Origin of the sequence: Stenotrophomonas sp. a6 (assembly GCF_030913325.1) — a bacterium.
GTDB classification, from domain to species: Bacteria; Pseudomonadota; Gammaproteobacteria; order Xanthomonadales; family Xanthomonadaceae; genus Stenotrophomonas; species Stenotrophomonas maltophilia.
The window spans coordinates 3,193,465-3,215,849 of the sequence record NZ_CP133161.1; the positions used below are offsets into that span (position 1 = coordinate 3,193,465).

Annotated in this window: 21 protein-coding genes; 14 read left to right on the forward strand and 7 right to left on the reverse strand. The window is 67.9% G+C overall.

Annotation, left to right across the window (positions count from 1 at the left end; all coding sequences use genetic code 11):
- Window positions 1-15: 15 nt before the first annotated feature.
- The 3 genes from Q9Q79_RS14780 to Q9Q79_RS14790 all read left to right on the forward strand — a co-directional run bounded on the left by Q9Q79_RS14780 (window position 16) and on the right by Q9Q79_RS14790 (window position 3,820).
- Window positions 16-1,671 (forward strand): FecR domain-containing protein, encoded by a 1,656-nt coding sequence (locus tag Q9Q79_RS14780; protein WP_043034738.1) that lies wholly within the window; start codon window positions 16-18, stop codon window positions 1,669-1,671.
- Complete coding sequence (locus Q9Q79_RS14785) at window positions 1,668-3,293, forward strand: CHASE2 domain-containing protein (RefSeq protein ID WP_065183442.1); 1,626 nt, start codon at window positions 1,668-1,670, stop codon at window positions 3,291-3,293. The genes Q9Q79_RS14780 and Q9Q79_RS14785 overlap by 4 nt, the downstream gene beginning before the upstream one ends.
- Window positions 3,294-3,367: 74 nt before the next feature.
- The gene (locus tag Q9Q79_RS14790; protein WP_010482929.1) at window positions 3,368-3,820 is read left to right on the forward strand and encodes a DUF4442 domain-containing protein; all 453 of its coding nucleotides are present in this window, start codon (window positions 3,368-3,370) and stop codon (window positions 3,818-3,820) included.
- 7 nt (window positions 3,821-3,827) lie between these two features.
- Here Q9Q79_RS14790 and Q9Q79_RS14795 read toward each other — a convergent pair whose 3' ends face one another.
- Complete coding sequence (locus Q9Q79_RS14795; RefSeq protein ID WP_099484056.1) at window positions 3,828-5,144, reverse strand: hypothetical protein; 1,317 nt, start codon at window positions 5,142-5,144, stop codon at window positions 3,828-3,830.
- Between the two features lie 76 nt (window positions 5,145-5,220).
- Here Q9Q79_RS14795 and Q9Q79_RS14800 point away from each other — a divergent pair, with 76 nt between their 5' ends.
- The 9 genes from Q9Q79_RS14800 to rnfB all read left to right on the forward strand — a co-directional run bounded on the left by Q9Q79_RS14800 (window position 5,221) and on the right by rnfB (window position 14,349).
- Window positions 5,221-5,916, forward strand: coding sequence for a DUF502 domain-containing protein (locus tag Q9Q79_RS14800; protein WP_005414135.1), 696 nt, complete (start codon window positions 5,221-5,223; stop codon window positions 5,914-5,916).
- The gene (locus tag Q9Q79_RS14805; protein ID WP_012480937.1) at window positions 5,913-6,698 is read left to right on the forward strand and encodes a queuosine precursor transporter; all 786 of its coding nucleotides are present in this window, start codon (window positions 5,913-5,915) and stop codon (window positions 6,696-6,698) included. Before Q9Q79_RS14800 ends, Q9Q79_RS14805 begins: the two co-directional genes overlap by 4 nt.
- Window positions 6,699-6,793: 95 nt before the next feature.
- Window positions 6,794-8,734, forward strand: coding sequence for a DUF885 family protein (locus Q9Q79_RS14810; RefSeq protein ID WP_059035031.1), 1,941 nt, complete (start codon window positions 6,794-6,796; stop codon window positions 8,732-8,734).
- A 16-nt stretch (window positions 8,735-8,750) separates the two neighbouring features.
- The gene (locus tag Q9Q79_RS14815) at window positions 8,751-9,818 is read left to right on the forward strand and encodes a serine hydrolase domain-containing protein (RefSeq protein ID WP_043035453.1); all 1,068 of its coding nucleotides are present in this window, start codon (window positions 8,751-8,753) and stop codon (window positions 9,816-9,818) included.
- Complete coding sequence (locus Q9Q79_RS14820; RefSeq protein ID WP_005414138.1) at window positions 9,815-10,219, forward strand: VOC family protein; 405 nt, start codon at window positions 9,815-9,817, stop codon at window positions 10,217-10,219. The genes Q9Q79_RS14815 and Q9Q79_RS14820 overlap by 4 nt, the downstream gene beginning before the upstream one ends.
- 410 nt (window positions 10,220-10,629) lie before the next feature.
- Window positions 10,630-11,073, forward strand: a complete 444-nt coding sequence (locus tag Q9Q79_RS14825) for a DUF2147 domain-containing protein (RefSeq protein ID WP_012480941.1) — start codon at window positions 10,630-10,632, stop codon at window positions 11,071-11,073.
- A 102-nt stretch (window positions 11,074-11,175) separates the two neighbouring features.
- Entirely contained in the window at window positions 11,176-13,242 is a 2,067-nt protein-coding gene (gene metG, locus Q9Q79_RS14830) for a methionine--tRNA ligase (protein WP_049395543.1), read from the forward strand.
- A gap of 78 nt (window positions 13,243-13,320) precedes the next feature.
- A complete protein-coding gene (locus tag Q9Q79_RS14835) occupies window positions 13,321-13,911 on the forward strand; it encodes an HAD family hydrolase (RefSeq protein ID WP_201864153.1) in 591 nt (196 codons plus the stop codon).
- Between the two features lie 24 nt (window positions 13,912-13,935).
- Window positions 13,936-14,349 carry an Rnf electron transport complex subunit RnfB gene (rnfB, locus tag Q9Q79_RS14840; RefSeq protein WP_005414142.1) on the forward strand — a complete coding sequence of 138 codons (414 nt, stop codon included), beginning with the start codon at window positions 13,936-13,938 and terminating at the stop codon, window positions 14,347-14,349.
- 151 nt (window positions 14,350-14,500) lie between these two features.
- Here rnfB and Q9Q79_RS14845 read toward each other — a convergent pair whose 3' ends face one another.
- Window positions 14,501-14,848 carry a RidA family protein gene (locus Q9Q79_RS14845; RefSeq protein ID WP_005410556.1) on the reverse strand — a complete coding sequence of 116 codons (348 nt, stop codon included), beginning with the start codon at window positions 14,846-14,848 and terminating at the stop codon, window positions 14,501-14,503.
- A gap of 192 nt (window positions 14,849-15,040) precedes the next feature.
- Here Q9Q79_RS14845 and mprF point away from each other — a divergent pair, with 192 nt between their 5' ends.
- On the forward strand, window positions 15,041-17,605 hold the full coding sequence (gene mprF, locus Q9Q79_RS14850; protein ID WP_012480944.1) for a bifunctional lysylphosphatidylglycerol flippase/synthetase MprF: 2,565 nt from the start codon (window positions 15,041-15,043) through the stop codon (window positions 17,603-17,605).
- Between the two features lie 150 nt (window positions 17,606-17,755).
- Here the strand turns inward: mprF and Q9Q79_RS14855 are convergent, their stop codons facing one another.
- The 4 genes from Q9Q79_RS14855 to Q9Q79_RS14870 all read right to left on the reverse strand — a co-directional run bounded on the left by Q9Q79_RS14855 (window position 17,756) and on the right by Q9Q79_RS14870 (window position 20,620).
- Window positions 17,756-19,102, reverse strand: a complete 1,347-nt coding sequence (locus Q9Q79_RS14855) for a virulence factor family protein (protein ID WP_201864152.1) — start codon at window positions 19,100-19,102, stop codon at window positions 17,756-17,758.
- A 78-nt stretch (window positions 19,103-19,180) separates the two neighbouring features.
- Complete coding sequence (locus Q9Q79_RS14860; RefSeq protein WP_012480946.1) at window positions 19,181-19,798, reverse strand: DUF998 domain-containing protein; 618 nt, start codon at window positions 19,796-19,798, stop codon at window positions 19,181-19,183.
- Window positions 19,795-19,968: an oxidoreductase-like domain-containing protein gene (locus Q9Q79_RS14865; RefSeq protein WP_050550426.1), complete on the reverse strand. Its 174-nt coding sequence runs from the start codon at window positions 19,966-19,968 to the stop codon at window positions 19,795-19,797. The genes Q9Q79_RS14860 and Q9Q79_RS14865 overlap by 4 nt, the downstream gene beginning before the upstream one ends.
- Window positions 19,969-20,017: 49 nt before the next feature.
- Window positions 20,018-20,620, reverse strand: coding sequence for a hypothetical protein (locus tag Q9Q79_RS14870; protein WP_005410561.1), 603 nt, complete (start codon window positions 20,618-20,620; stop codon window positions 20,018-20,020).
- A gap of 240 nt (window positions 20,621-20,860) precedes the next feature.
- On the opposite strand from Q9Q79_RS14870, the gene Q9Q79_RS14875 reads away from it, so the two are divergent.
- Window positions 20,861-22,012 carry a transglutaminase-like domain-containing protein gene (locus Q9Q79_RS14875; protein ID WP_012480949.1) on the forward strand — a complete coding sequence of 384 codons (1,152 nt, stop codon included), beginning with the start codon at window positions 20,861-20,863 and terminating at the stop codon, window positions 22,010-22,012.
- 6 nt (window positions 22,013-22,018) lie between these two features.
- Here Q9Q79_RS14875 and Q9Q79_RS14880 read toward each other — a convergent pair whose 3' ends face one another.
- Window positions 22,019-22,354, reverse strand: a complete 336-nt coding sequence (locus Q9Q79_RS14880; RefSeq protein ID WP_005414225.1) for a zinc ribbon domain-containing protein YjdM — start codon at window positions 22,352-22,354, stop codon at window positions 22,019-22,021.
- Between the last annotated feature and the right edge of the window lie 31 nt (window positions 22,355-22,385).

Here is a 22,385-nt window from a genome sequence, read left to right on the forward strand (position 1 = left end):
CGGGATTGCAAAACTGTGACCTTCGTCCGCTCGCTGTTGTTTGCCATGCGCTTCCAGGGCGCCCTGCTCTGTGCCCTGCTTCTGCTGCCGGCCATCGCCGCCGCGCAGGACTGGAACTACCGGGTCCGCCCCGGCGACACCCTGTGGGATCTGGGTGGCGTGTATCTGAAACCCTCGGTGCGCTGGCAGCAGCTCCAGCAGCACAACCGAATCGACAACCCCTACCGGCTGCCGCCCGGCCAGCTGCTGCGTTTCCCCATCAGCTGGCTGCGCATCGAACCGGCGCCGGCGCGGGTGCTCTCGGTCCGCGGCAAAGTCGAACTGTCCAGTGGAGACGGCAGCGCCAGCCGCGCCATCCAGGCCGGCGAGCAGCTGCATATCGGAGACACCGTACAGACCGAGGGCGAATCCAGCGTCACGCTGGAATTTGCCGATGCGTCGCGCCTGCAGCTGCGTGAGTACTCGCGCCTGCGCCTGGACCAGCTCAGCCGCTACGGCCACACCGGCATGGTCGACACCCGCCTGCGCCTGCAGCAGGGCCGCGCCAGCAATCGGGTGACGCCCGCGCGCGGCCCGGCATCGCGTTACATCATCGATGCGCCCACCGCCACCAGCAGCGTGCGCGGCACCGTCTTCCGGGTCAGTGCCGGCGACGGTCGTGATGTCGCGGCCACCGAGGTCCTGCAGGGCAAGGTGCAGGTCGGCAACACCCATGGCCAGCGCATGGTCCAGCCCGGACAGGCCACCCGCAGCGCCAGCGCAGACGCCGCACCGGACGCAGTCTCCGCACTGCTGCCGGCACCGCAGCTGCGCAACGATGAACTGCGCCTGGCCCCGTTGCCGACGCTGCTGGCATGGACTCCGGTCGCCGGCGCCGCGCATTACCGCGTTGAAGTGGTGGAGGCAGCCACGCCGGAGATCCTGCTGTTCGCTGCCACCACCCCCGATACCCGCCTGGCCATCGGCGATCTGCCGCCGGGCCAGCTGCGCATCCTGCTGCGCGCGGTCGATGCGCAGGGTGTGGAAGGCATCGACGCCAGTGCCGACTTCGAACTCAGCGACCAGCCTCCACCGCCGCTGACCCTGGCCCCGCTGCATGGACAGACAATCAACAGCGACCGCCCGCGTTTCCGCTGGAGCCAGGCCCCCGGTGCGCGCAGCAGCGTGCTGCAGATCGCGGCTGATTCCAGCTTCGTACAGCCACTGCAGGAACAGACCAGCACCGGCACCGACCTGCGCCTGGCGCAGCCATTGCCGCCGGGTCACTACTTCTGGCGGATCGCCTCCCGCAGTGCCGATGGGCACCAGGGGCGCTATGGCCAGGCCCTGCCACTGCAGCTGAGCAACGAGCCGGTCGATCCTGCGCTGCAACCGCCCGAGGCCGCGCACGGTGAACTGACCCTGCGCTGGCAGGCCGGCAGCGAAGGCCAGCGCTATCGCGTGCAGGTCGACCGCCGCGGCGACTTCAAGGCACCCCTGGTCGACGAAACCGTGGCCGAACCGCAGGTCAGCTTCAAGCGTCCGTGGCGCGGCACCCTGCATGTGCGCGTGCAGTACATCGACGATGACGGCCATGCTGGCGAGTTCTCGCCTGCCCAGAAGATCGCCCTGCCGTGTCGCCTCTGCTATGGCACCGGCGGCGGTGCCCTGCTGCTGTGGCTGCTGTTGTGAGGCGTTCGCCGCTGCCGTGGTCGAAGCGGATCCTGCTGGCCATGCTGGCCGGGATACTGACCATCGTCGCCAGCCAGGGCCAATGGCTGTGGCGGCAGGACGAGGCCACCTACGACGCGATGGTCGGCAACTGGGACTATCGACCCGACCCGAGCGTGCTGATCGTGGCCATCGACGAAGGCAGCCTGCAACGCATCGGCCAATGGCCGTGGCCGCGCTCGGTCCACGCCCGGTTGCTGGATCGCCTGACCGATGCCGGTGCCGAACGGGTCGCGCTGGATCTGATGCTGTCCGAGCCGGACCGCCGCGACAGCCGCCAGGACGAGGCGCTGGCCGCGGCCATCCGTCGCAATGGCCGGGTGGTGCTGCCGGTGCTGGCCGCACCGGCAGCCGGTGATCGCATGGCCGAGGAAATGCTGCCAGTTCCGCAGATCGCGGCCAGTGCCGCCGCCATCGGCCACACCGACGTTGAGGTGGACAGCGACGGCGTCGCCCGCGGCATCTACCTGCATGCGGGCATCGGCAAGGCGCATTGGCCGGCGCTAGGGCTGGCCCTGACCGGCCTGCCCGCGGGCGCGGTGCGCGGACTGCCCGACCCTGATCCCGAGGTGGGCTCGCCTTATCAATGGCGGCGCAACGACTACGTGCGGGTGCGCTATGCCGGACCTCCCGAGCAGTTGCCGCAGGTTTCCTACGCAGACGTACTCGATGGCCACGTGGACATGGCGATGCTGCATGGCCGCCGCATCATCGTAGGCATGACCGCCAGCGGCATCGCACCGCGCCTGCTGACCCCGACCACCCGCGAGTTCTGGATGAGCGGCAGCGAGTACCAGGCCAACATCGCCTCGATGCTGCTGCAGCACAAGCAGATCGAGGTGCTGCCCCGCTTCTGGCAGCACACCATCAGCGCGGTGCTGGTGGCGCTGTGCGTGATCCTGCTCGGCCTGCGCCTGCCGTGGCTGGCGGCGCTGTGTTCGCTGCCGCTTGCTCCTCTGTTGAGCTGGTTGCTGTTGCGCACCAGCAACCTCTGGTGGGCGCCAGCCACCGCCCTGCTGGGCATCCTGCTGGTCCTGCTGGCCTGGGCGATCTGGCGGATTTCGGCCTGGCACCGGCAGGCCAACCGCGACGCACTGACCGGCCTTGGCAATCGCCTGCGTTTCGAACAGGCGCTGCAGCAGGAATGCGACGCCGCACGACGCAACGGCAAGCCACTGAGCCTGGCGCTGATCGATGTCGACCACTTCAAGCGCCACAACGACCGCCATGGCCACCAGGTCGGCGACCGCGTGCTGCGGGACGTCGCCCGGTTGATCGGCGCGCATGCGCGGCGTCCGCGCGACATGGCCGCGCGTTACGGTGGCGATGAATTCGCGCTGGTATTGCCCGATACCCCGGCCGAAGGCGCGCGGCTTGTCATCCAGGACCTGATCGACTGCGTACGTGCATTGCCGGTACACGGTGACGGCAGCGACGATCGGGTGACGCTCACCATCGGCGTGTTTACCCGGGTACCGGAAGGCGGGCTGCAACCGCATCATTTCGTCGAAGGGGCCGACACCGCGCTGTACCAGGCCAAAGCCAACGGGCGCGACGGGTATGTGATCGACGGCGACGCGTGACCGGTGCCACCAGGGTGCAACATACGCATGCGAATGGTTAGACTGGACACCTCGCCCAGCGCCCCCGGATCCGCATGAACGCCCGTCTGTTCCGCTTCGGCATCAACCTCTGGCCGCCCTTCCTGTTCACCGGCATCCACGTCACCCGCATCACCCCCGACTACCGGCAGATTGATGTCGAGCTGCGCCTGCGGCCATGGAACCGCAACTACGTCGGCACCCACTTCGGCGGCAGCCTGTTCGCGATGACCGATCCGTTCTGGATGCTCGGCCTGCTGCACATCCTCGGCCGCGACTACTACGTGTGGGACCGCGCCGGCGCCATCGACTTCCTCAAGCCGGGCCGTGGCATCGTGCGGACGTCGTTCCGCATCGACGACGCGCTGCTGGACGAACTGCGCGCCGAAGCGGCCAGTGGCGAGAAGGTGCTGCGCTGGTTCAGCAACGACGTGATCGATGAAAGCGGCGAGGTGGTCGCACAGGTCCGCAAGCAGGTCTACCTGCGGTTGAAGCCACACGCACGCTGAGCGCGCCTCAATCGCGCGCCAACGCAGTCGAAGCTGGCTCCGCCTGCAACGGCACCGACAGCCATGGGCTTTCGTCGTTGCTGCGGGACGGCGAGCGGCGTGGCACCTGCAGATGGCGGCCATCCGCCGACACCTGCGGCGCCCGCACCGGCGAGGCGAACTGTGCCGGCAACCGCTGCAGGGCATCCACCGGATCCCCCGGCTGCTGCCGCAGCCAGCGCTGTGCACCCAGCAGGCGCAGCATCGCCGCGGCGTCCTGGGTGCGCGACGAATAGGCCGGATAGACCGGACCCGCAATGTCGGTCAACAGGCAACCCATGACGTTCGACAGGCAACCAAAGTCACGCTGCGGCGGCGCCGGTGCCGGCAACGGACGGTCCGCCTCCAGCGCAGCGGTCGCCGTCGCGCCACAGGCCCAACCGAGATTGCCGGCCGCACGGGCCAGGGTGCTGCTGCGGTCCAGTACCAGCGCGCCGCCGAATTCCCGCGCCGAGGTCTCGATCGCCACCCGGTTCATCGCATACTCGCCCTGCATCGCACGGCACAGGCTCTGCTCGTCGGCCCGCATCGGCTGCATGGCCTGTTCGCATTCGGCCGGCAGCGGGTGATCGGCAGGCAGTTCGACCAGCATGTCGGCCAGCAGCTGCGCGTTGGCCTGTACCAGGCTGGCGCCGATGATGCTTTCGACCAGATAGCTGCCACCGGGCACCAGCCGCCGGCCCAGCTGCACTCCCCGGCAGCTGCCGCGCAGGGCACCGTCGATGTCACCCTGTACGAACGCCAGCGCGCGTGCGCTGGTGGCATCGACCACCAGCCCGTAGGTCGGCATCGGCACCAGGATGCCCTCGCCCTTCGGCTGGAACGGCGATACGAAGTAGTCTGCTTCGGCGAGCTGATCCAGCCGCGCGTGCAACTGCTGGTGCCCGGCATGGGCCTCCACGAAGCGTTGCGGGTCCGCGCGGACCTGGGCGAGGCAGCCGCGGGCGGCCGGCCCGCAACTGGCACCGGGCCGCGAGCGCAGCTCGGCATGGTTGGCCACCAGGTGTGTCTGGCCGCCGCTGCTGCCCCGCAGGTCGGCCTCCCAACGGCGCACGTCCTCGGCCAACGCCTGCTCGCGCTGGCGGGCATCCAGATCGTCGAACGGCAGCGTCCACAACAGGGCATAACCGTTGCGCCCGCTCGCCGGCAGCCGCGCTTCCAGCCGTTGCTGCGCCTGCAACCGCGATTCCGGCACCGGCCACATGCGTGAGGCGCACCACACCACGATGGTCAACAGCAGCAGGCCCGCCAGGGTCCAGCCCAGTCCACGCAGAATCTTCAACACAGCTTCCCTTCCATGGCTCGTTGCCGCAGTCGATCCACCAGCGTAATCGACCGGCAGTGACCGCTACAATGCGCACATGTCGCTCGAAGCCCCCGCCCTGGTCCCCCGCCCCTCCCTGCAGCGCCTGTTCCTGACCGGCCTGCTGACCCTGCTGCCGATCTGGCTGACCTGGGTCGTGGTCAAGTTCGTGTTCGTGTTGCTGTCGGGCATTTCCAGCCCGCTGGTGGTACCGCTGTCCGAGCAGATCGCGACAAGCTTTCCGCACTACCTCGGCTGGGTCCGCGCCGAATGGATCCAGGACACCATCGCCCTGCTGGCCACCCTGCTGGTGATCCTGGCGGTGGGCGTGGCCAGCCGCCGCGTGCTCGGCCAGCGCCTGCTGCGCTGGGTGGGCGCGGTCATCAAGCGCATTCCGCTGGCCAGCATCATCTACGACAGCGCAAAGAAGCTGCTGGACATGCTGCAGACCGAACCGGGCAGCACCCAGCGCGTGGTGCTGATCGACTTCCCGCACCGCGACATGAAATCGGTCGGCCTGGTCACCCGCGTGATCAAGGAACACGGCACCGACCGTGAGCTGGCCGCGGTGTATGTACCGACCACGCCGAACCCGACCTCGGGCTACCTGGAAATCGTGCCGGTGGAACTGCTGACCCCGACTGACTGGACCGTCGACCAGGCCATGAGCTTCATCATTTCCGGCGGCGCCGTCGCACCGTCCAGCGTGCCGTTCACCCGCGCCGGCGAACGCACCGGCGAACGCACCGAATGACCCCGGCGCCGATCGAGCGCCCGCTGCAGGACCGCGCGGTCCTGCTGTTCATCGTGCTGGCCGCGTTCTTCTGCGGCAATGCGGTGCTGGCCGAGCTGATCGGGGTGAAGATCTTCGCGCTGGAAGACACCCTGGGCATCGCCCCGCTGAACTGGAACCTGTTCGGCCAGACCGGCTCGCTCAGCTTCACCGCCGGTACCCTGCTGTGGCCGGTGGTGTTCATCATGACCGACACCATCAACGAGTTTTTCGGCAAGCGCGGCGTGCGCTTCATCTCGTGGCTGGCGGTGGTGCTGATCGGCTACGGCTTCCTGTTCGCCTTCGCGGCCATTTCGCTGGCGCCGGCCAGCTGGTGGGTCACCTCGATGGATGGCCACGGTGTGCCCGACTACCAGGCCGCGTTCGCAGCCGTGTTCGGCCAGGGCATGTGGACCATCGCCGGTTCGCTGGTGGCCTTCCTGCTTGGCCAGCTGATCGACGTGGCGGTGTTCCACCGCATCCGCCAGGCCACCGGTGAACGCCACGTGTGGCTGCGTGCGACCGGATCGACTGCGATCTCGCAGGTGGTGGACAGCTTCGTGGTGATCTGGATCGCCTTCGTGCTGGGCCCGCAGCACTGGCCGACCTCGCTGTTCCTTGCGGTCGCCAGTGTCAACTACGTGTACAAGATGGGCTTTGCGGTCGCCCTGATTCCATTGCTGTACCTGATGCGGCGTGCCATCACCCGCTATCTGGGCGCCGATCGCGCGGCGGCACTGCGCGCCGCCGCTGCGGCTGACTGAAGCCCCAGCGCCGCCAAGCTGACTGCGTCTTCACGCTGGCCGTACGCGCGCGGATCGTGCAAGCTCCACGATCTGTGTTCCACGGAAGCTTCTTGATGCCGTATTCCCCCCGCGTCCTGGCCGCTGCCATTGCGGCGTTGTTCCTGTTCAGTGCCGTGCCGTCGGCCGAAGCAGCGAAGAAGAAGGCCAGCCGCCCTGCCGCTGCGCAGACCCGCCAGGCCGCCAAGCCCAAGGCCAGGCCCGCCCGTGCCACCGCACCGGCCCGTGGCAGTTCGGCGCGCCGCGCTGCGCCGCGTCCGGTCGCACCGGCCCGTGCCGTGCCCAAGCAGGTGCAGCTGGAACGGCTGTACGACGAGTACTGGGATGCCTCGATGCGGTTGAACCCGCTGCAGGCCACGTTCCAGGGCGAACCGCGCTACAACGACCAGCTGCCCAACATCCTGTCCGCCGCCTGGCGCCAGCAGTCGCACGACTTCACCACGCAGTGGCTGGGCAAGGTCGAAAAACTCGGCAGCGATGGCCTGCAGGGCCAGGACCTGCTCAGTTACGAGATCTTCGTACGTGACGCGCGCGCCTCGCTGGCTGCCGAGCGCTACCCGAGCTGGATGATGCCGATCAGCCAGTACTACAACATCGGCAGCATCATGGCGATCCTCGGCTCCGGCGCCGGCGCGCAGCCGTTCAACACCGTGCAGGACTACGACACCTGGTCGCGCCGCTCGCTCGGCATTCCCGAACTGTTCGACCAGGCCATCGACAACATGCGCCAGGGCATGAAGGCCGGCGTGGTGCAGCCGCGCGACCTGATGGAGAAGGTGCTGCCGCAGCTGGATGCGGTGATCAAGCCGACCGCTGAAGAGAGCATCTTCTGGTCGCCGATCCGCACCATGCCGAACACGATTGCGGCCGAAGACAAGGCGCGCATCAGTGCCGAGTACAAGCGCATGATCGAACTGCGCATCATGCCCGCCTACCGCGCCCTGCGCGGCTTCATCGCCACCGAGTACCTGCCGGCCACGCGCGCCAGCAGCGGCATGGGCGCGCTGCCCGACGGCCAGGCCTGGTACGCCAACCTGATCGTGCAGACCACCGCCAGCGACCAGACCGCCGCGCAGCTGCACGCGCTGGGCGAGCAACGCGTGCAGGAACTGCAGGCACAGATCGCCACGGTGATGAAGGACGCCAAGCTGCGTGGCACGCCGGCAAAGCTGCTGCGCAGCATGCGCAATGATCGCCAGTTCCAGTACAGCGATGCCAATGCACTGATCAGCCGCTACCGCCAGGTGCAGCAGCAGGTCAACGCGCGCCTGCCGCAGGTGCTCGATACGCTGCCGAAGTCCGCACTGGAAGTACGCGCGGTGGAGCCGGAACGGGCGCTGACCGCCGCCGCTGCCGCCTACCAGCCGTCGCCGCCCGGGCAGCCCGGCGTGCTGTACATCAACACCCGCGACCTGCCCAGCCGCAAGCGCTGGAGCGTGCCGGTGCAGTACCTGCATGAAGCGATTCCCGGCCATCACGTGCAACTGGGCCTGCAGCAGGAGCTGGCCAAGCTGCCGCGCTTCCGTCGCCTCGGTGGCGATCTTGCGTTCGTCGAAGGCTGGGGCCTGTACGCCGAAACGCTGGGGGAAGACCTCGGCGTCTACACCGATCCCTACGACCGTATCGGCTACCTGTACTCACGCCTGCTGCGCGCCGCGCGCGTCGTCGCCGACACCGGCGTCAATGCACAGGGCTGGAGCAAGCAGCAGGCCGTGGCCTACCTGCAGAAGACGGTGGACATGAGCAGCGATGACGCCAACGCCGAAGTCGAGCGGATCATGGCCCAGCCCGGCCAGGCACTGTCGAACGTCGCCGGCCTGACCACCATCGTTGCCCTGCGCGACAAGGCCAAGGCACGCCAGGGCGCAGCCTTCGATCTGCGCCGCTTCCATGCAGAACTGCTGAAAGACGGCTCGATGCCTCTGGACGTGCTGGACCGCAAGATGGAGCGCTGGATGGCACAGCCGGCCAGCGCTGCGCCCACACCTTCGCCCTGACGCTTCCGGAGCCACCATGCGCCCTGCCGTCGCCCTGTTCGCCGCCGTGCTGGGCCTGCTGCCTCTGGCGGGCGCCGCCGCACCGGTGCTGACCCCACCGGATGCCGGTATCGACGGCCTGATGCAGGCCTACGATGGCCAGGTGCCCGGCGCCGCAGTGCTGGTGCTGCATGACGGGCAGCCAGTGTTCCGCCGTGGCTACGGCCTTGCGGTGGTCGAAGACGGCACCCCGGTCACAGCCGCCAGCAATTTCCGGCTGGCCTCGGTCAGCAAGCAGTTCACCGCTGCGGCGGTGCTGCTGGTGGAAGACGGCCGGCTCGGGCTGGACCAGCCGGCCCGGCAGTGGCTGCCCGAGCTGCCACCGGCTGCAGCGGGCATCACCCTCCGCCACCTGCTCTCGCATACCAGCGGCCTGCTCGACTACGAAGACCTGATGGACCCGGCAGACACGCGGCAGGTACACGATGCCGATGTGCTGGCCCTGCTGTCGCGCCAGGACCGGCTGAACTTCGCGCCGGGCACGCAGTACCGCTACAGCAACAGCGGCTATGCACTGCTGGCACTGATCGTGGGCCGCGCATCCGGCCAGGATTTCGCCGCCTTCCTGCAACAACGCATCTTCCGCCCGCTGGGCATGGCGCATACCGTGGCCCACCAGGACGGCGTGGACACGGTCGCCACACGCGCCTATGGCTACAGCAGGATCGATGGCCGCTGGCAGCGCACCGACCAGAGCACTACCAGCGCTGTACTGGGAGACGGCGGGATCTACTCCTCGCTGGACGACCTGGCCCGCTGGGATGCGGCGCTGTACGACGACCGCCTGCTGTCGAAGGCCTCGCGCCGCGCGATGTTCAGCCCGGCCACGACCACATCGGAACCGGACGTGCCGCATTACGGTTTCGGCTGGCGCCTGAACGGCCCGGTGCAATGGCACAGCGGCGAGAGCATCGGCTTCCGCAACGTGATCGTGCGCCACCCGGAGAAGCACCTGACCGTGATCGTGCTGACCAACCGCAACGACCCCGAACCCTATCCGCTGGCGCAGAAGATCGCCCAGCGCTGGCTGGACACCCTGCAATGACCCCCGGTTCCGACGCCCTGCTGGGCATCCACCACGCCGCTCTGATCTGCAGCGACTACGCACGCTCGAAGGACTTCTACGTGCGCATCCTCGGCCTGCGCGTGCTGGCCGAGAACCACCGCGCCGCACGCGATTCCTGGAAGCTCGATCTGGCCCTGCCCGACGGCGGCCAGCTGGAACTGTTCTCCTTCCCCTCGCCGCCGCCCCGTCCCAGCCGCCCGGAGGCCCAGGGTCTGCGCCACCTCGCGTTCCGGGTGGCTGCACTGGAACCCTTCATCCAGCGCCTGGCCGCGCATGGTGTCGCCTGCGAACCGATCCGCGTGGACGAATACACCGGCCGACGCTTCACCTTCTTCGCCGACCCCGACGACCTGCCGCTGGAGTTGTACGAAGTCGGTTGACGTCCCCGGGGGTCAGATCCCTTTTCCGACGGAAAAGGGATCTGACCCCATCGCCGCAACCAAAACCTCATTCACGCATGGCATGGATCTACCGTGTCGACCAAGGTCGACACCTACCCACAGCCGCAGAAATCTGTCAGAGGTGGGGCGGTGTGGGTGGGCAGGACCGTTGGCGCCATGGATGGCGCCATCGAGCCCCCATGGATGGGTTTACGGCGTGTCCTGCCCACCCACACCGCCCCGCCATCCCACGGATAGCTGCCTTTGCTTTTGAGGTTGCCGGCCAGCGGCCGGCACTACCGCAGGTGCAGGGCGCAGCCCTGCAACGCCCCTCTTCCCCATACCCCGCCGAATGGGTATACAGTCGACCCGTACCGGCACCGTGCCGGAATGAACCCTGGGAGGGGACCATGCGCAACACCTTCAAGACCCTGCTGCTGGCACTGCCGCTGTGCCTGGCCGCGCTCTCGGCGCAGGCCGCCGATGGCGCCGCCGGCCGCTGGAAGACCATCGACGACAAGACCGGCAAGGTGAAGTCGATCGTCGAGATCACCCAGGCCGCCAACGGCACCCTGACCGGCAAGGTGGTCGACATCCTGCACTCGGACAAGGGCCCCAACCCGGTCTGTGACGGCTGTGAAGGCGCCAACAGGAACAAGCCGGTGAAGGGCATGACCATCCTCTGGAACCTGAAGGCCGACGGCGCCAACAAGTGGTCCGGTGGCACCATCCTCGACCCGGCCAACGGCAAGACCTACAAGTCGAAGATGGAACTGCAGCCCGGCGGCACCCGGCTGGACGTGTCCGGCTGCATCGCCTTCATCTGCCGCGCGCAGACCTGGCAGCGCGAATAAGCGCCCCGGCCCCCGCTTCATCCCCGTGACCCGGCCTCGGCCGGGTCACCTCGTTGCGGGCATGCGATACTCTGCGGTTCCCCTCGGCTTCACCCCGCGACCATGACCCGTACCGCGCTCGTCACCACCGCCCTGCCCTACGCCAACGGCCCGCTGCACCTGGGCCACCTGGTCGGCTACATCCAGGCCGACATCTGGGTGCGTGCGCGGCGAATGAGTGGCGGCAAGGCCTGGTTTGTCTGCGCCGACGATACCCATGGCACGCCGATCATGCTGGCCGCGGAAAAGGCCGGGGTCACCCCGGAAACCTTCATCGCCAACATCCAGGCCAGCCACGAACGTGACTTCGCCGCCTTCGGCGTGGCCTTCGACCACTACGACTCGACCAATTCGGCGGCCAACAAGGCGCTGACCGAGCAGTTCTACCTGAAGCTGGAAGCGGCCGGCCACATCAGCCGCCGTTCGGTGGCGCAGTTCTACGACCCGGCCAAGGGCATGTTCCTGCCCGACCGCTACGTCAAGGGCATCTGCCCGAACTGCGGCAGCCCCGACCAATACGGCGACAACTGCGAAGTGTGCGGCGCTACCTATGCGCCGACCGACCTGAAGGAACCGCGTTCGGTCATCTCCGGTGCCACGCCGGAAATGCGCGATTCGGAGCACTTCTTCTTCGAGGTGGGCCACTTCGACGCGTTCCTGCGCGAATGGCTGGCCGGCGACGTCGCCCTGCCGGGCGTGAAGGCCAAGCTGGGTGAGTGGCTCAATGCCGAAGGTGGCCTGCGCGCGTGGGACATCTCGCGCGATGCGCCGTACTTCGGCTTCCAGATTCCCGGCCAGCCGGGCAAGTACTTCTATGTCTGGCTGGACGCGCCGATCGGCTACCTGTCCAGCTTCCAGACCCTGTGCGGCAGGATCGGCGAGGACTTCGAAGCGCACCTGCGCGCCGGTACCAGCACCGAGCTGCACCACTTCATCGGCAAGGACATCGTCAACTTCCACGGCCTGTTCTGGCCGGCGGTGCTGCACGGCACTGGTCACCGCGCGCCGACCCGCCTGCACGTCAACGGCTACCTGACCGTGGACGGCGCCAAGATGAGCAAGTCGCGCGGCACCTTCGTGATGGCGCGTACCTTCCTCGATGCCGGCCTGGAACCGGAAGCGCTGCGCTACTACTACGCCGCCAAGTCCGGCGGTGGCGTCGACGATCTCGACCTGAACCTGGGTGACTTCATCGCCCGCGTCAACGCCGACCTGGTCGGCAAGTTCGTCAACCTGGCCAGCCGCTGCGCCGGCTTCATCAGCAAGCGTTTCGACGGCCAGCTGGCCGCGCAGCTGCCCGATGCGGCGCAGTACCAGCGCTTCGTCGACGGCCTGGCGCCGATCCGTGAAGCCTACGAGCGCAACGACCCGGCCGCGGCGATCCGCCTGACCATGGCCCTGGCCGACGAAGCCAACCGCTACATCGACGACGTCAAGCCGTGGGTCATCGCCAAGCAGGAAGGCGCCGACGCGCAGCTGCAGGCCGTGTGCAGCCAGGGCCTGAACCTGTTCCGCGTGCTGGTCACCGCCCTGAAGCCGGTGCTGCCGGCCACCGCCGCGCAGGCCGAGGCCTTCCTGGCCGCGCCGGTGAACGACTGGACCGAACTGGCACAGCCGCTGCTGGGACACCGCATCACCGAGTACACCCCGCTGTTCACCCGTATCGACCCGAAGAAGATTGACGCCATGATCGACGCCTCCAAGGACACCCTGCAGCCGGCGGCTGCCGCTGCCCCCGCCGCCAAGCCGGCCGCCCCGGCCCCGGCCAAGGACGACGCAAAGAGCGCCGACGCGCCGGCCTACATCGGCATCGACGATTTCGCCAAGCTCGACCTGCGCATCGGCAAGGTGCTGGTCTGCGAGTTCGTGGAAGGATCGGACAAGCTGCTGCGCTTCGAGCTGGATGCAGGTGAACTGGGCAAGCGCCAGATCTTCTCCGGTATCCGTGGCAGCTACGGCGAGCCGGAGAAGCTGGTCGGCCGCAGCGTGGTGTTCATCGCCAACCTGGCCCCGCGCAAGATGCGCTTCGGCCTGAGCGAAGGCATGATCCTGTCGGCCGGCTTCGACGGCGGTGCGCTGGCGTTGCTGGACGCCGACAGCGGCGCGCAGCCGGGCATGCCGGTCCGCTGATGCCCGCAGCGGGCGTGGCCTCGGCCGCGCCCGCCGGCAGCATTGGCCAGCGGAGGCAACGCGATGGGAGGCAACGGAATGGAACTGGCGCTGTTCGACTTCGACCACACCGTGACCACCTGCGATACCTATGGCCGTTTCCTGCGCCGCGTGGCCACCACCGAACAGCTGGCGCAGGCGTGGTGGAAGGTCGGCCCGTGGCTGCTCGCGTACAAGCTGAAGCTGATCTCGGCCGAACGCATCCGCGCGCGCGTCACCCGCCTGACCTTCAGCGACCGCCACAGTGACGACATCGCCACCCTGGCCGCCGGCTTCTCGCGTGAGTTCCTGCCCGACGTGGTGCGCCCGGAAATGCTGGAGCAGATCCGCTGGCACAAGGAACAGCAGCACACCGTGGTGATCGTGTCCGGCTCGCTGGACCTGTACCTGCGGCCGTGGTGCGAGCAGCTGGGCCTGCAGTTGATCTGCAACCGGCTGGAATGTCAGGACGGACGCCTGACCGGCCGTTACGCCGGTGGCGACTGTGGCCCGCGCAAGGTCGAGCACATCCGTCGCCAGTTCGATCTGTCGCGTTACGTGCGCATCCATGCCTACGGTGACAGTTCCGAAGACAAGCCGATGCTGGCGCTGGCCCACGAGCGCTGGTTCCGCGGCAAACCCCTGAAGTAACCCGACGCGCAGCCTTCGCCACGCATGAGCCTGATCCCACCCCTGACCGAACGCCTCGACCGCCTGCTGCCGCAGACTCAATGCGGGCAATGCGGCTACGACGGTTGCCGACCGTACGCGCAGGCGATGGCGCGCGGCGAGGCAGGCGTCGACCGCTGCCCACCCGGTGGCGATGCCGGTGCACGCGCGCTGGCACAGGTGTTGGGCGTACCGGCGATTCCTTTTGATCGTTCGCGCGGCGAGCACAAGGCGCCGCAGGTGGCGTTGATCGTGGAAGCCGACTGCATCGGCTGCACCAAGTGCATCCAGGCCTGCCCGGTGGACGCCATCGTCGGCGGCGCCAAGTACATGCACACGGTGATCGCCGATCTGTGCACCGGCTGCGAGCTGTGCATCCCGCCGTGCCCGGTGGACTGCATCGAGCTGGTGCCGGCCTAGCCACCAGACCAACCGGCGGTGGAGCGGCGGGGTAGAGTCGGCTGTTAGTCGACTGCTCTTCGTTCCGGCGGCGCAAAACCCCGCGCTGCGCGCGACAGTCGACTAACCGTCGACTCTACCCCCCCTCCACTGCTGGGAGGTGACCCCGCCGTTACGGCACTGCCGCCGTCACCACGATTTCGACCTTCCAGTCGGCGTGGGCCAGCTTGGCCTCGACCGTGGCGCGCGCTGGGGTCGCACCTTCCACCACCCACTCATCCCATGCCTTGTTCATACCGTCGAAATCGGCCATGTCGGCCAGGAACACTTCGGCGCGCAACACGTGCTGGCGATCACTGGCCACCAGCGCCAGCAGCTTGTCGATCTCGGCCAGCACCTGCCGGGTCTGCCCGGTGATGTCCTGGCTGGTGTCTTCCGGAATCTGGCCGGAAAGGTAGGCGACCTTGTTGTACACGGTCATTTCGGACATGCGCGGTCCGACGTCGTAACGCTCCATCATGGGCGTGGCTCCTGCGGGTGATCAGGCCTGCATTGTCCTCCAAACCGGTCAACGATGGGTGCAGGGCAGCCATCCACACACGGTCACTACCGGCTTCCGACAGCGACGCTGGTCAAATGCCAGCGACAGGCGCACGATGCGCCACGGCTGCATTGACACCGCCCTCGCCCTCCCTGACGCACCCTTGCGCCGATGACCGAAACCACCGACCCCGCCACCGCTCCCTCCACCCCGGCATGGAAGCGGGTCCTCACCATCGTCATCCCGCTGCTGATCCTCGCCCTGGCCTTGCACGGCCTGGCCAATGAGTTCGACGAGCACGGCTATCGTGCGATCCGCCAGGCGTTCCGGCAGCTCAGCGGCACGCAGATCGCGCTCACCGTGGTACTCGGCCTGGCCAGTTACGCCTGCCTGATCGGCTTCGATGCCATCGGCCTGCGTCGCAGCGGCATCCGCGTGCACCCCGCGCGCGTCGGCATCACCGCGTTCCTGGCACACACGCTGGGCCAGACCGTGGGCTTTGCCGCGTTGACCGGTGGCGCGGTGCGCCTGCGCGGCTACCGCAGCGCCGGCCTGGACCTGGCGCAGATTGGCCAGGTGGTGCTGATGAGCACGCTCGGTTTCGTATTCGGTGCATGGCTGTTGATCAGCGTGGCGCTGTGCATGGAACCGGCGGCGGCAGCGTTGGCATTGCCATTGAATCCCGATGCCGTGCGCATCGTCGGCATCGTCGCGCTGCTGGCCTATGCGGCCACCCTGCTGCTGGTCGGCCGCGATGGACGCCAGTTCAGCGTGTTCGGCCATGTGCTGTGGCTGCCCGACCGGCGCACGATGATCGGGGTGACCGTGCTCAGCGTGATCGAGCTGGTGCTGGCCAGTGCCGCGTTCTATGTGCTGCTTCCGGACTCGACGCCGACCGGCCTGCCCGGCTTCGTCGGCCTGTACCTGGTCGCGGTGCTGGCCGGCCTGGTTTCGACCGTGCCCGCCGGCCTCGGCGTGTTCGAATGGAGCCTGCTGAAGCTGCTGCCACAGGTGGCACCGGCTGCAGTGCTGGCCGCGGCGTTGATCTACCGCGTCACCTACTACGTGCTGCCCCTGCTGCTGGCCACCCTGCTCGCGCTTGCACCCGCGCTGCGCCAGCCGCTGCAGGCCAGTGCCGGGGCAACCCGTGCCGGCTGGAACGCGCTGCGCCCATGGTTGCCGCAGATCATCGCGCTGGCGGTGTTCAGCATCGGTGCTGCGCTGGTCATCGACGGCACGTTGCCCACGCCGCGCCGTCACCTGGTCAACGCATCACTGCCGATCCTGGAAACGTCCCATCTGATCGGGAGTCTCAGCGGCGTCGCCCTGCTGCTGATCGGCCAGGGCCTGGCCCGGCGCAGCCATGCCGCATGGATGCTGGCGATGGCCGTGTGCGTGATCACCCCGTTGCCACTGTGGCTGCGCGGTGGCCAACCGTTGATCGCGGTCTCCGCCCTGCTGGTGGCGATGGCGCTGTGGGCCGCACGCCGCGAGTTCTACCGCCAGGGCGCGCTGCTCGATGAAGCATGGTCGTGGCCATGGCTGCGCAACCTCGGCCTGGTACTGGTGGCGGTCACTTGGCTGTTGTTCTTCACCTACAGCCATGTCGAGTACCAGAACGAACTATGGTGGCAGTTTGCGATATCCGGCAACGCACCGCGTGCGCTGCGTGCGCTGCTGGTGGTGGCGATCGCGCTGGTGATGTTCGGCCTGGCGCGGCTGCTGCACAGTACGCGCAGCCCGCTGCCAGCCGCCGACGAGGCCACGCTGCAATCATTGGCGCCGGTACTGGCCGGTGCCACCGATACCCAGGCCTGCCTGGTACTGACCGCCGACAAGGCGGTGCTGCGCGATGATGCGAAACAGGGCTTTGTGATGATGCAGCGCTACGGCGGTTCGCTGATCGCGATGGGCGATCCGGTCGGCCCGCCTGATGTGGCGCGCGCGCTGATATGGCGCTTCCGCGAGGAAGCTGACCGGCTCGGCCTGCGCCCGGTGTTCTACCAGGTGGGCGAGACCTACTGGCAGACCTATCTCGACCTGGGCCTGGGCCTGGTCAAGCTGGGCGAGGAAGCGATCGTGCCCTTGCACGACTTCGGCCTGGAAGGCCGCGAACGCGCCGATCTGCGCCAGGCCTGGAACCGTGGCAAGCGCGGGGGCCTTTCGTTCCGCGTGGCACCGGTGGAAGAGATTCCCAGCCTGCTTCCCCGCCTGCACGCGATCTCCAACGCGTGGCTGGAAGACAAGGCCGGCGACGAGAAGGGTTTCTCGCTGGGCAGCTACGATCCGGATTACCTGGCGCGCTTCCCGGTGGCACTGGTCGAAGCCGAGGGCCAGATCGTGGCATTCGCCAACCTGTGGCAGGCACCGGCCGGTGCCGAGCTGTCGGTGGACCTCATGCGCCATGTCAACGAGGCACCGAAGGGCACGATGGACTTCCTGTTCATCGAGCTGTTCCTGTGGGGCCGCGCTCAGGGCTATGCGCGCTTCTCGCTGGGCATGGCGCCGCTGTCCGGGCTGGCCCAGCATCGCCTTGCTGGGCGCTGGAACCGACTGGCCGGCCTGCTGGCGCGGCATGGCGAACGCTTCTATGGCTTCAGTGGCCTGCGCCGCTTCAAGTCGAAGTTCGACCCGCAGTGGCGACCGCGCTATCTGGCAGCACCCGGCGGCATGCACCTGCCGGCCGCGTTGCTGGATGCCACGCGCCTGATCTCGCTGGACCCGCGGCGCAATTGACGCCCCATACCGCCGAGCATGCCCGGCACCACCTGCCGCCCGGTAGGTGTCGACCTTGGTCGACACGCCAGCGACAGCGGTCAGGCATGGCCCGGCATTACCGCGGCACGTTCTGGTGGGTGCGAACCGTTGGTTCGCACTCTCTCCGCTTCACGCCCCGCCCTTGAGGATCACCTCGGCCAAGCGATCATAGTCACCCCCGAAATGGTGATCGCCCGGCAGCTTCACCTTCCTCACGCCGTCATTGGCCGGCAGGTCCGGGCACAGTGCGTCCTCATCCTTGTCGCCGTATACGCACAGCGTTTTTTCCGCCGGCAGTCTGGCCACTTCCGGCGCGATCGGCAGGCCGTCGCCACCACCCCCCAGCCAGTTGCTGACATGGAATTCGAAGTCAGCCTTCCTGCCCACCGACAGCAGCACGATACGGTCCAGCGTCTCACGGGTGCCGGCATCAAGCTGGTTGATGGTGGCCGGCAGCACGTCGGCACCCTGCGAGAAACCGATCAGCATCACCTTGTCGCGGTGCCACTGCTGGCGGTAGTGATCGATGATCTTCTGCAGGTCAGTGGCAAATCCCTTCGGCGTGCGCTCGCTCCAGAAGTAGCGCAGTGAGTCGATGCCGACCACGGCCACGCCATGCTCGTTGAGCGACGATGCCACGTCCTTGTCCAGGCCGGCCCAGCCGCCATCGCCGGAAACGAACACGGCCAGCGTGTCGCCGCTGCCGGTCGCCGGTACTTCCACTATCGGCAGGCCCTTCAGCGCGGCTGGTGGCGGTGCCAGGCTGACGCCGGCCTGCGCGCCGATCACCCGCGCCGCCGCCACCAGGCCGGGTGAAGCATCGCCGCGCGCGGTGCGCTTGAACTCGCGTGCCATCGCCACCTGCTGCACGAAGCGGCTGGCCTCGCCAACCTTGCAGCCATGGTCGCCGGCGGCGCTCAGCCACGGGGAATTCAACTCGGCAGGCTGCAGCTTGTTGTGCTTCACGCCATCGCCGCAGACCATGCGCTCGTGGCTGTGATCCGGGCAGAAGCCGGTGGTCAGCAGGCCGGCGAATACCTGGGTGTCGGCCTGTGCGGCCAGCGTGTAGGCCATCTCGGCGCCTTCACCATCACCACCGACCAGCGGCAGGTGGTAGCCAGGCAGGTGCAGGGAGGCCTGCAACCAGCGCGAGAAGTTCTCGACGTCGCCGGAACCGAACGAACAGGTCGGATTCCCCTCGCGCTTGAGCACGCTGCGCAGATGCCCGATGTCCACGGCAGCGACCATCGCGCCATCGGCACGCAGGGCCTCGATCGGAAGGCGGCTGGTATCACCACCGGCGGTGGGTTCATGGAACCAGATCACCACACGCTGCGGCGTGCCAGCCGGCATGTGCACCGGAATCTGCTCGAACCGCCCGTGGCTGAACTGCTGCACGTTGGCCGCCGCCATTGCCGGCAGCGCTGCCAACGCCAGAACCACACCCATTGCCCTGCCGAGCCCTGCACGCTTCATGTCGCATCCCCGATGGAATGCGCACACGATACGCCGCCGCCGCGTGCACGGCACGTACCGGCGCAGGCCGTTGGGGATTCAGTGGGCTGCGGCCCGACGGCTGCGCCGGTACAGGGCCATCGCCAGATACAGCAGCCAGCCCACGATCACCGCGATCACCACTTTCTGGCCCAGCCCACGCGGCGGCCCGGCGCGCCACAGCACATGCAGCCACAGCAGCACGAAGGCCAGCCATGCCCAGCCCCAGAGCAGGCCCGCGGCGGACTGCCAACCCGGTTCGCGGCGCAGATACCAGGCCTGCAGCAGCATGCCGACGCTGGCACACAGGAACGCGGTGTTGGCTGCCAGTCCATGGATGAACGGTGCCAGCAGCGGGGTCGCTTCAGGCAGCCAGCTGTCACCGATGGCGACCGTCGCCAGCCCCAGTGCAGAGACAATGAACAACAGCGGCGCCGCCGCACTGCGGCGCGGGCCAATGCTGCCGCGATACAGCGCAATGCCAAGCGCCGCAATGGCCAGCGCCAGCAGGCAGTAGGCAGCGCGCAATGCCAGGCCCCACGGCCCGTGCAGGTACAGGCTCAAGGTTGCCCGCACCCAGTCCAGATCACTGCGCGCGACCTGGGTCCACAGCGCGGTGGCCACGAACAGCAGCAGCGCCACCAGTGCCAGCACCGCCGCCGGACGCGCACGGCTCATGGCGTTGCCTCCGGATGCCGCGTCTTCCACTCGGCCAGCGCCTTGCGATAGCGCTGCAGCTCATCGGCGTACAGATCCAGCACGCACAGCGGGCAACCACTGCCACAGCATTCGTTGGGACCGGGCTCTTCCGGTGGCAGCGGGCGGGGATCGGGATCAGGGACGGACACAGTGGGAAGCGACAATCGGTGAGAGCAGGCCCAAGTGTACCGGTCCAGCTCAGCGGGCCAGCTGTCGACGCAGGTTTTCCCGAGCCGCCGCATCCAGGCGCTGGTGGAAGAAGTCACTGAGGAAGATGCGCGGCGCCCGCAGCAGCCCCTGCAGGAAACGGCGACGCCCGGCGCGGTACAGGAAGCCCGGCACGACCCCTTTGTACTCTTCGGCCACACCACGATCGTAGGCGGCGAACACCGGCTCGGGCGCGGCCAGGATCGCCATGTCGCAGTCCAGGAACAGCGCGGCCTCGGCATCAACGTCGTCCGGGCCCAGATCGCCATGGCGGGCTGTCAGCAGGATCAACTGCTCGACCCGCGCGGCGTCGACGCCGGCCAGTTCCGGGGCCCGTGCGATTGCCTGCAGGGCCAGCGCCGCCGAACGCGCTTCGTTGTCCTTGCGGCCCGCCACATAGATCGCGTCGTGGTAGAGCACGGCCAGGTACACCTCGGCGGGCCTCTGCCAGCCCGGGCCGTCAGCCACGTCCTGGCAGTGCTGCAGCACCGCGCGTACGTGTCCGAAGTGGTGGTAGGCGCGGGGCGGCGTTGCGTAGCTGTCCTGCAGCGCCTGCCACTGCGCAGGAGCCAGCGTCAGCGGAGAGAAATCCATACCCGGATCATCCCGCCTGCGCAGCCCCGCGGCAAGCTGATGGTTTTTTCACCACATACTCACAACGCTTGCCCGGTGAGGCCTGGACGCGGTTGTCCACAGCTTTGTCGAGCGCTGGTCCACATCGGTTGTGGATGAAACGCCGTACCGGCCACGCGCCGACCAACGGTCACTGCAGCGCGGCGCCGCCGGGTCTACACTCGCTGCAGGCGGGAGCGCCCGCCGCTGCCGGGAACTGTCATGTACCGCCCTGCCGCCCGCATCTTCATCGTGGTCCTGGCCGCTTTGATGGCCGCGCCGCTCTGCGCACAGGACCACCCGCGCACCGATGCACTCCCGCCCATCGGAAGCGTCACCCCGGTGGAGGTCCCCTCACCGGAACAGGTCTTCGCGATTCCTCCCGCAATGCGCGCGATGCTGCAGGCGCAGGTGATCGACCGCAGTTCATCGCGCGAGCAGCGGCTGCAGGCACTGGTGGAAATGATCTTCGGCCGCCAGGGGCTGGACCTGCAGTACGACGCGAACGCGACCTACACCGTGGACGAAGTCTGGCAGCAGCGCCGCGCCAACTGCCTCGCCTTCACGCTGATGTTCGTGGCACTGGCGCGCGAGGCTGGCATCCAGGCCCGCGTCCAGGAAGTCGGCCAGGTCGTGTCCTGGTACCAGGACCAGGACGCCGGCGTGGTCTACAGTGTGGGCCACGTCAACGCGGGCGTGGAGATCGCGGGGCGTTACGCCACGGTCGACCTCGATCGCAACGTACTCTACGACCGCCACGGCCCGCAGCCGGTCAGCCGCGCGCGTGCACTGGCCCATTTCTACAACAATCGAGGTGCCGAACGCATGGCCGAAGGAGACCTCGTCGGCGCCCGCGCGTTCTTCGATGCCTCGGTCGTGCAGGATCGCGCGTTCCCCTCGGTCTGGAACAACCTGGGTGTGCTCGACAACCGTGAGGGCAACACCGATGCGGCGCGGCAGGCACTGGACCGCGCCCTGCGCCTGGACGGTCGCCAGGATGCGGCGCTGACCAATGCCAGCGCGCTGTATCGGCAGCTTGGGCTGGATGCGCAGGCCAAGGCCTTGGAGCGACGCTTGAAGTCGGTGCAGCGTGAGGACCCGTTCGCGCAGTACATGCTGGGCACGCAGGCCGAGCAGGCCGGAAAGCTGGCCGAAGCCATCCGCTATTACCGGCAGGCCGTGCGCCTGTATGACACCGCGCACCAGTTCCACTTCGGGCTGGCGCGCGTGTATTTCCTGTCCGGGCAGCTTGAGCGCGCCGACCGTGAACTGACCCGCGCGCAGCTGCTGGGTGGTGCACCGGAGCAGGCACGCTACCAGGCCAAGCTCGACAGCCTGGCCCGCTGGCGCGCGCAGCAGCAGGCCAGGCGCTGAGACCGATCAGGCCTTCTTGAGGAAGCAGGTCTTCAGGACCAGGCCCTTGATCTTGTCCGAGTTGCCTTCGATGTGCTCGGCATCATCTTCGACCAGGCGGATGTTGCGGATCACGGTGCCCTGCTTCAGCGGGATCGAAGACCCCTTCACCTTCAGGTCCTTGATCACGGTGACGGTGTCGCCGGCCTGCAGGGTATTGCCGTTGCTGTCACGCACGACCAGGGTCGAACCGGCACTTTCCTCGGCGGTCCATTCGAAACCGCAATCGGCGCAGATCCACAGCGCGCCATCGGCATAGGTGTTTTCCAGGGTGCACTGCGGGCAGGCGGGAACAGACGACATCGGCAAGTACCTCAAAGTGAATCAACAGCCG

Excerpts from the sequence above, each read along its gene's own strand:
- Q9Q79_RS14805 (WP_012480937.1), top strand. The coding sequence starts at position 5,913 with ATGACCCCGGCGCCGATCGAGCGCCCGCTGCAGGACCGCGCGGTCCTG.
- Q9Q79_RS14855 (WP_201864152.1), bottom strand. The coding sequence starts at position 19,102 with ATGAAGCGTGCAGGGCTCGGCAGGGCAATGGGTGTGGTTCTGGCGTTG.
- Q9Q79_RS14815 (WP_043035453.1), top strand. The coding sequence starts at position 8,751 with ATGCGCCCTGCCGTCGCCCTGTTCGCCGCCGTGCTGGGCCTGCTGCCT.
- rnfB (WP_005414142.1), top strand. The coding sequence starts at position 13,936 with ATGAGCCTGATCCCACCCCTGACCGAACGCCTCGACCGCCTGCTGCCG.
- Q9Q79_RS14790 (WP_010482929.1), top strand. The coding sequence starts at position 3,368 with ATGAACGCCCGTCTGTTCCGCTTCGGCATCAACCTCTGGCCGCCCTTC.
- Q9Q79_RS14880 (WP_005414225.1), bottom strand. The coding sequence starts at position 22,354 with ATGTCGTCTGTTCCCGCCTGCCCGCAGTGCACCCTGGAAAACACCTAT.
- Q9Q79_RS14800 (WP_005414135.1), top strand. The coding sequence starts at position 5,221 with ATGTCGCTCGAAGCCCCCGCCCTGGTCCCCCGCCCCTCCCTGCAGCGC.
- Q9Q79_RS14835 (WP_201864153.1), top strand. The coding sequence starts at position 13,321 with ATGGAACTGGCGCTGTTCGACTTCGACCACACCGTGACCACCTGCGAT.
- mprF (WP_012480944.1), top strand. The coding sequence starts at position 15,041 with ATGACCGAAACCACCGACCCCGCCACCGCTCCCTCCACCCCGGCATGG.
- Q9Q79_RS14825 (WP_012480941.1), top strand. The coding sequence starts at position 10,630 with ATGCGCAACACCTTCAAGACCCTGCTGCTGGCACTGCCGCTGTGCCTG.
- Q9Q79_RS14845 (WP_005410556.1), bottom strand. The coding sequence starts at position 14,848 with ATGATGGAGCGTTACGACGTCGGACCGCGCATGTCCGAAATGACCGTG.
- Q9Q79_RS14810 (WP_059035031.1), top strand. The coding sequence starts at position 6,794 with ATGCCGTATTCCCCCCGCGTCCTGGCCGCTGCCATTGCGGCGTTGTTC.
- Q9Q79_RS14875 (WP_012480949.1), top strand. The coding sequence starts at position 20,861 with ATGTACCGCCCTGCCGCCCGCATCTTCATCGTGGTCCTGGCCGCTTTG.
- Q9Q79_RS14870 (WP_005410561.1), bottom strand. The coding sequence starts at position 20,620 with ATGGATTTCTCTCCGCTGACGCTGGCTCCTGCGCAGTGGCAGGCGCTG.
- metG (WP_049395543.1), top strand. The coding sequence starts at position 11,176 with ATGACCCGTACCGCGCTCGTCACCACCGCCCTGCCCTACGCCAACGGC.
- Q9Q79_RS14860 (WP_012480946.1), bottom strand. The coding sequence starts at position 19,798 with ATGAGCCGTGCGCGTCCGGCGGCGGTGCTGGCACTGGTGGCGCTGCTG.
- Q9Q79_RS14820 (WP_005414138.1), top strand. The coding sequence starts at position 9,815 with ATGACCCCCGGTTCCGACGCCCTGCTGGGCATCCACCACGCCGCTCTG.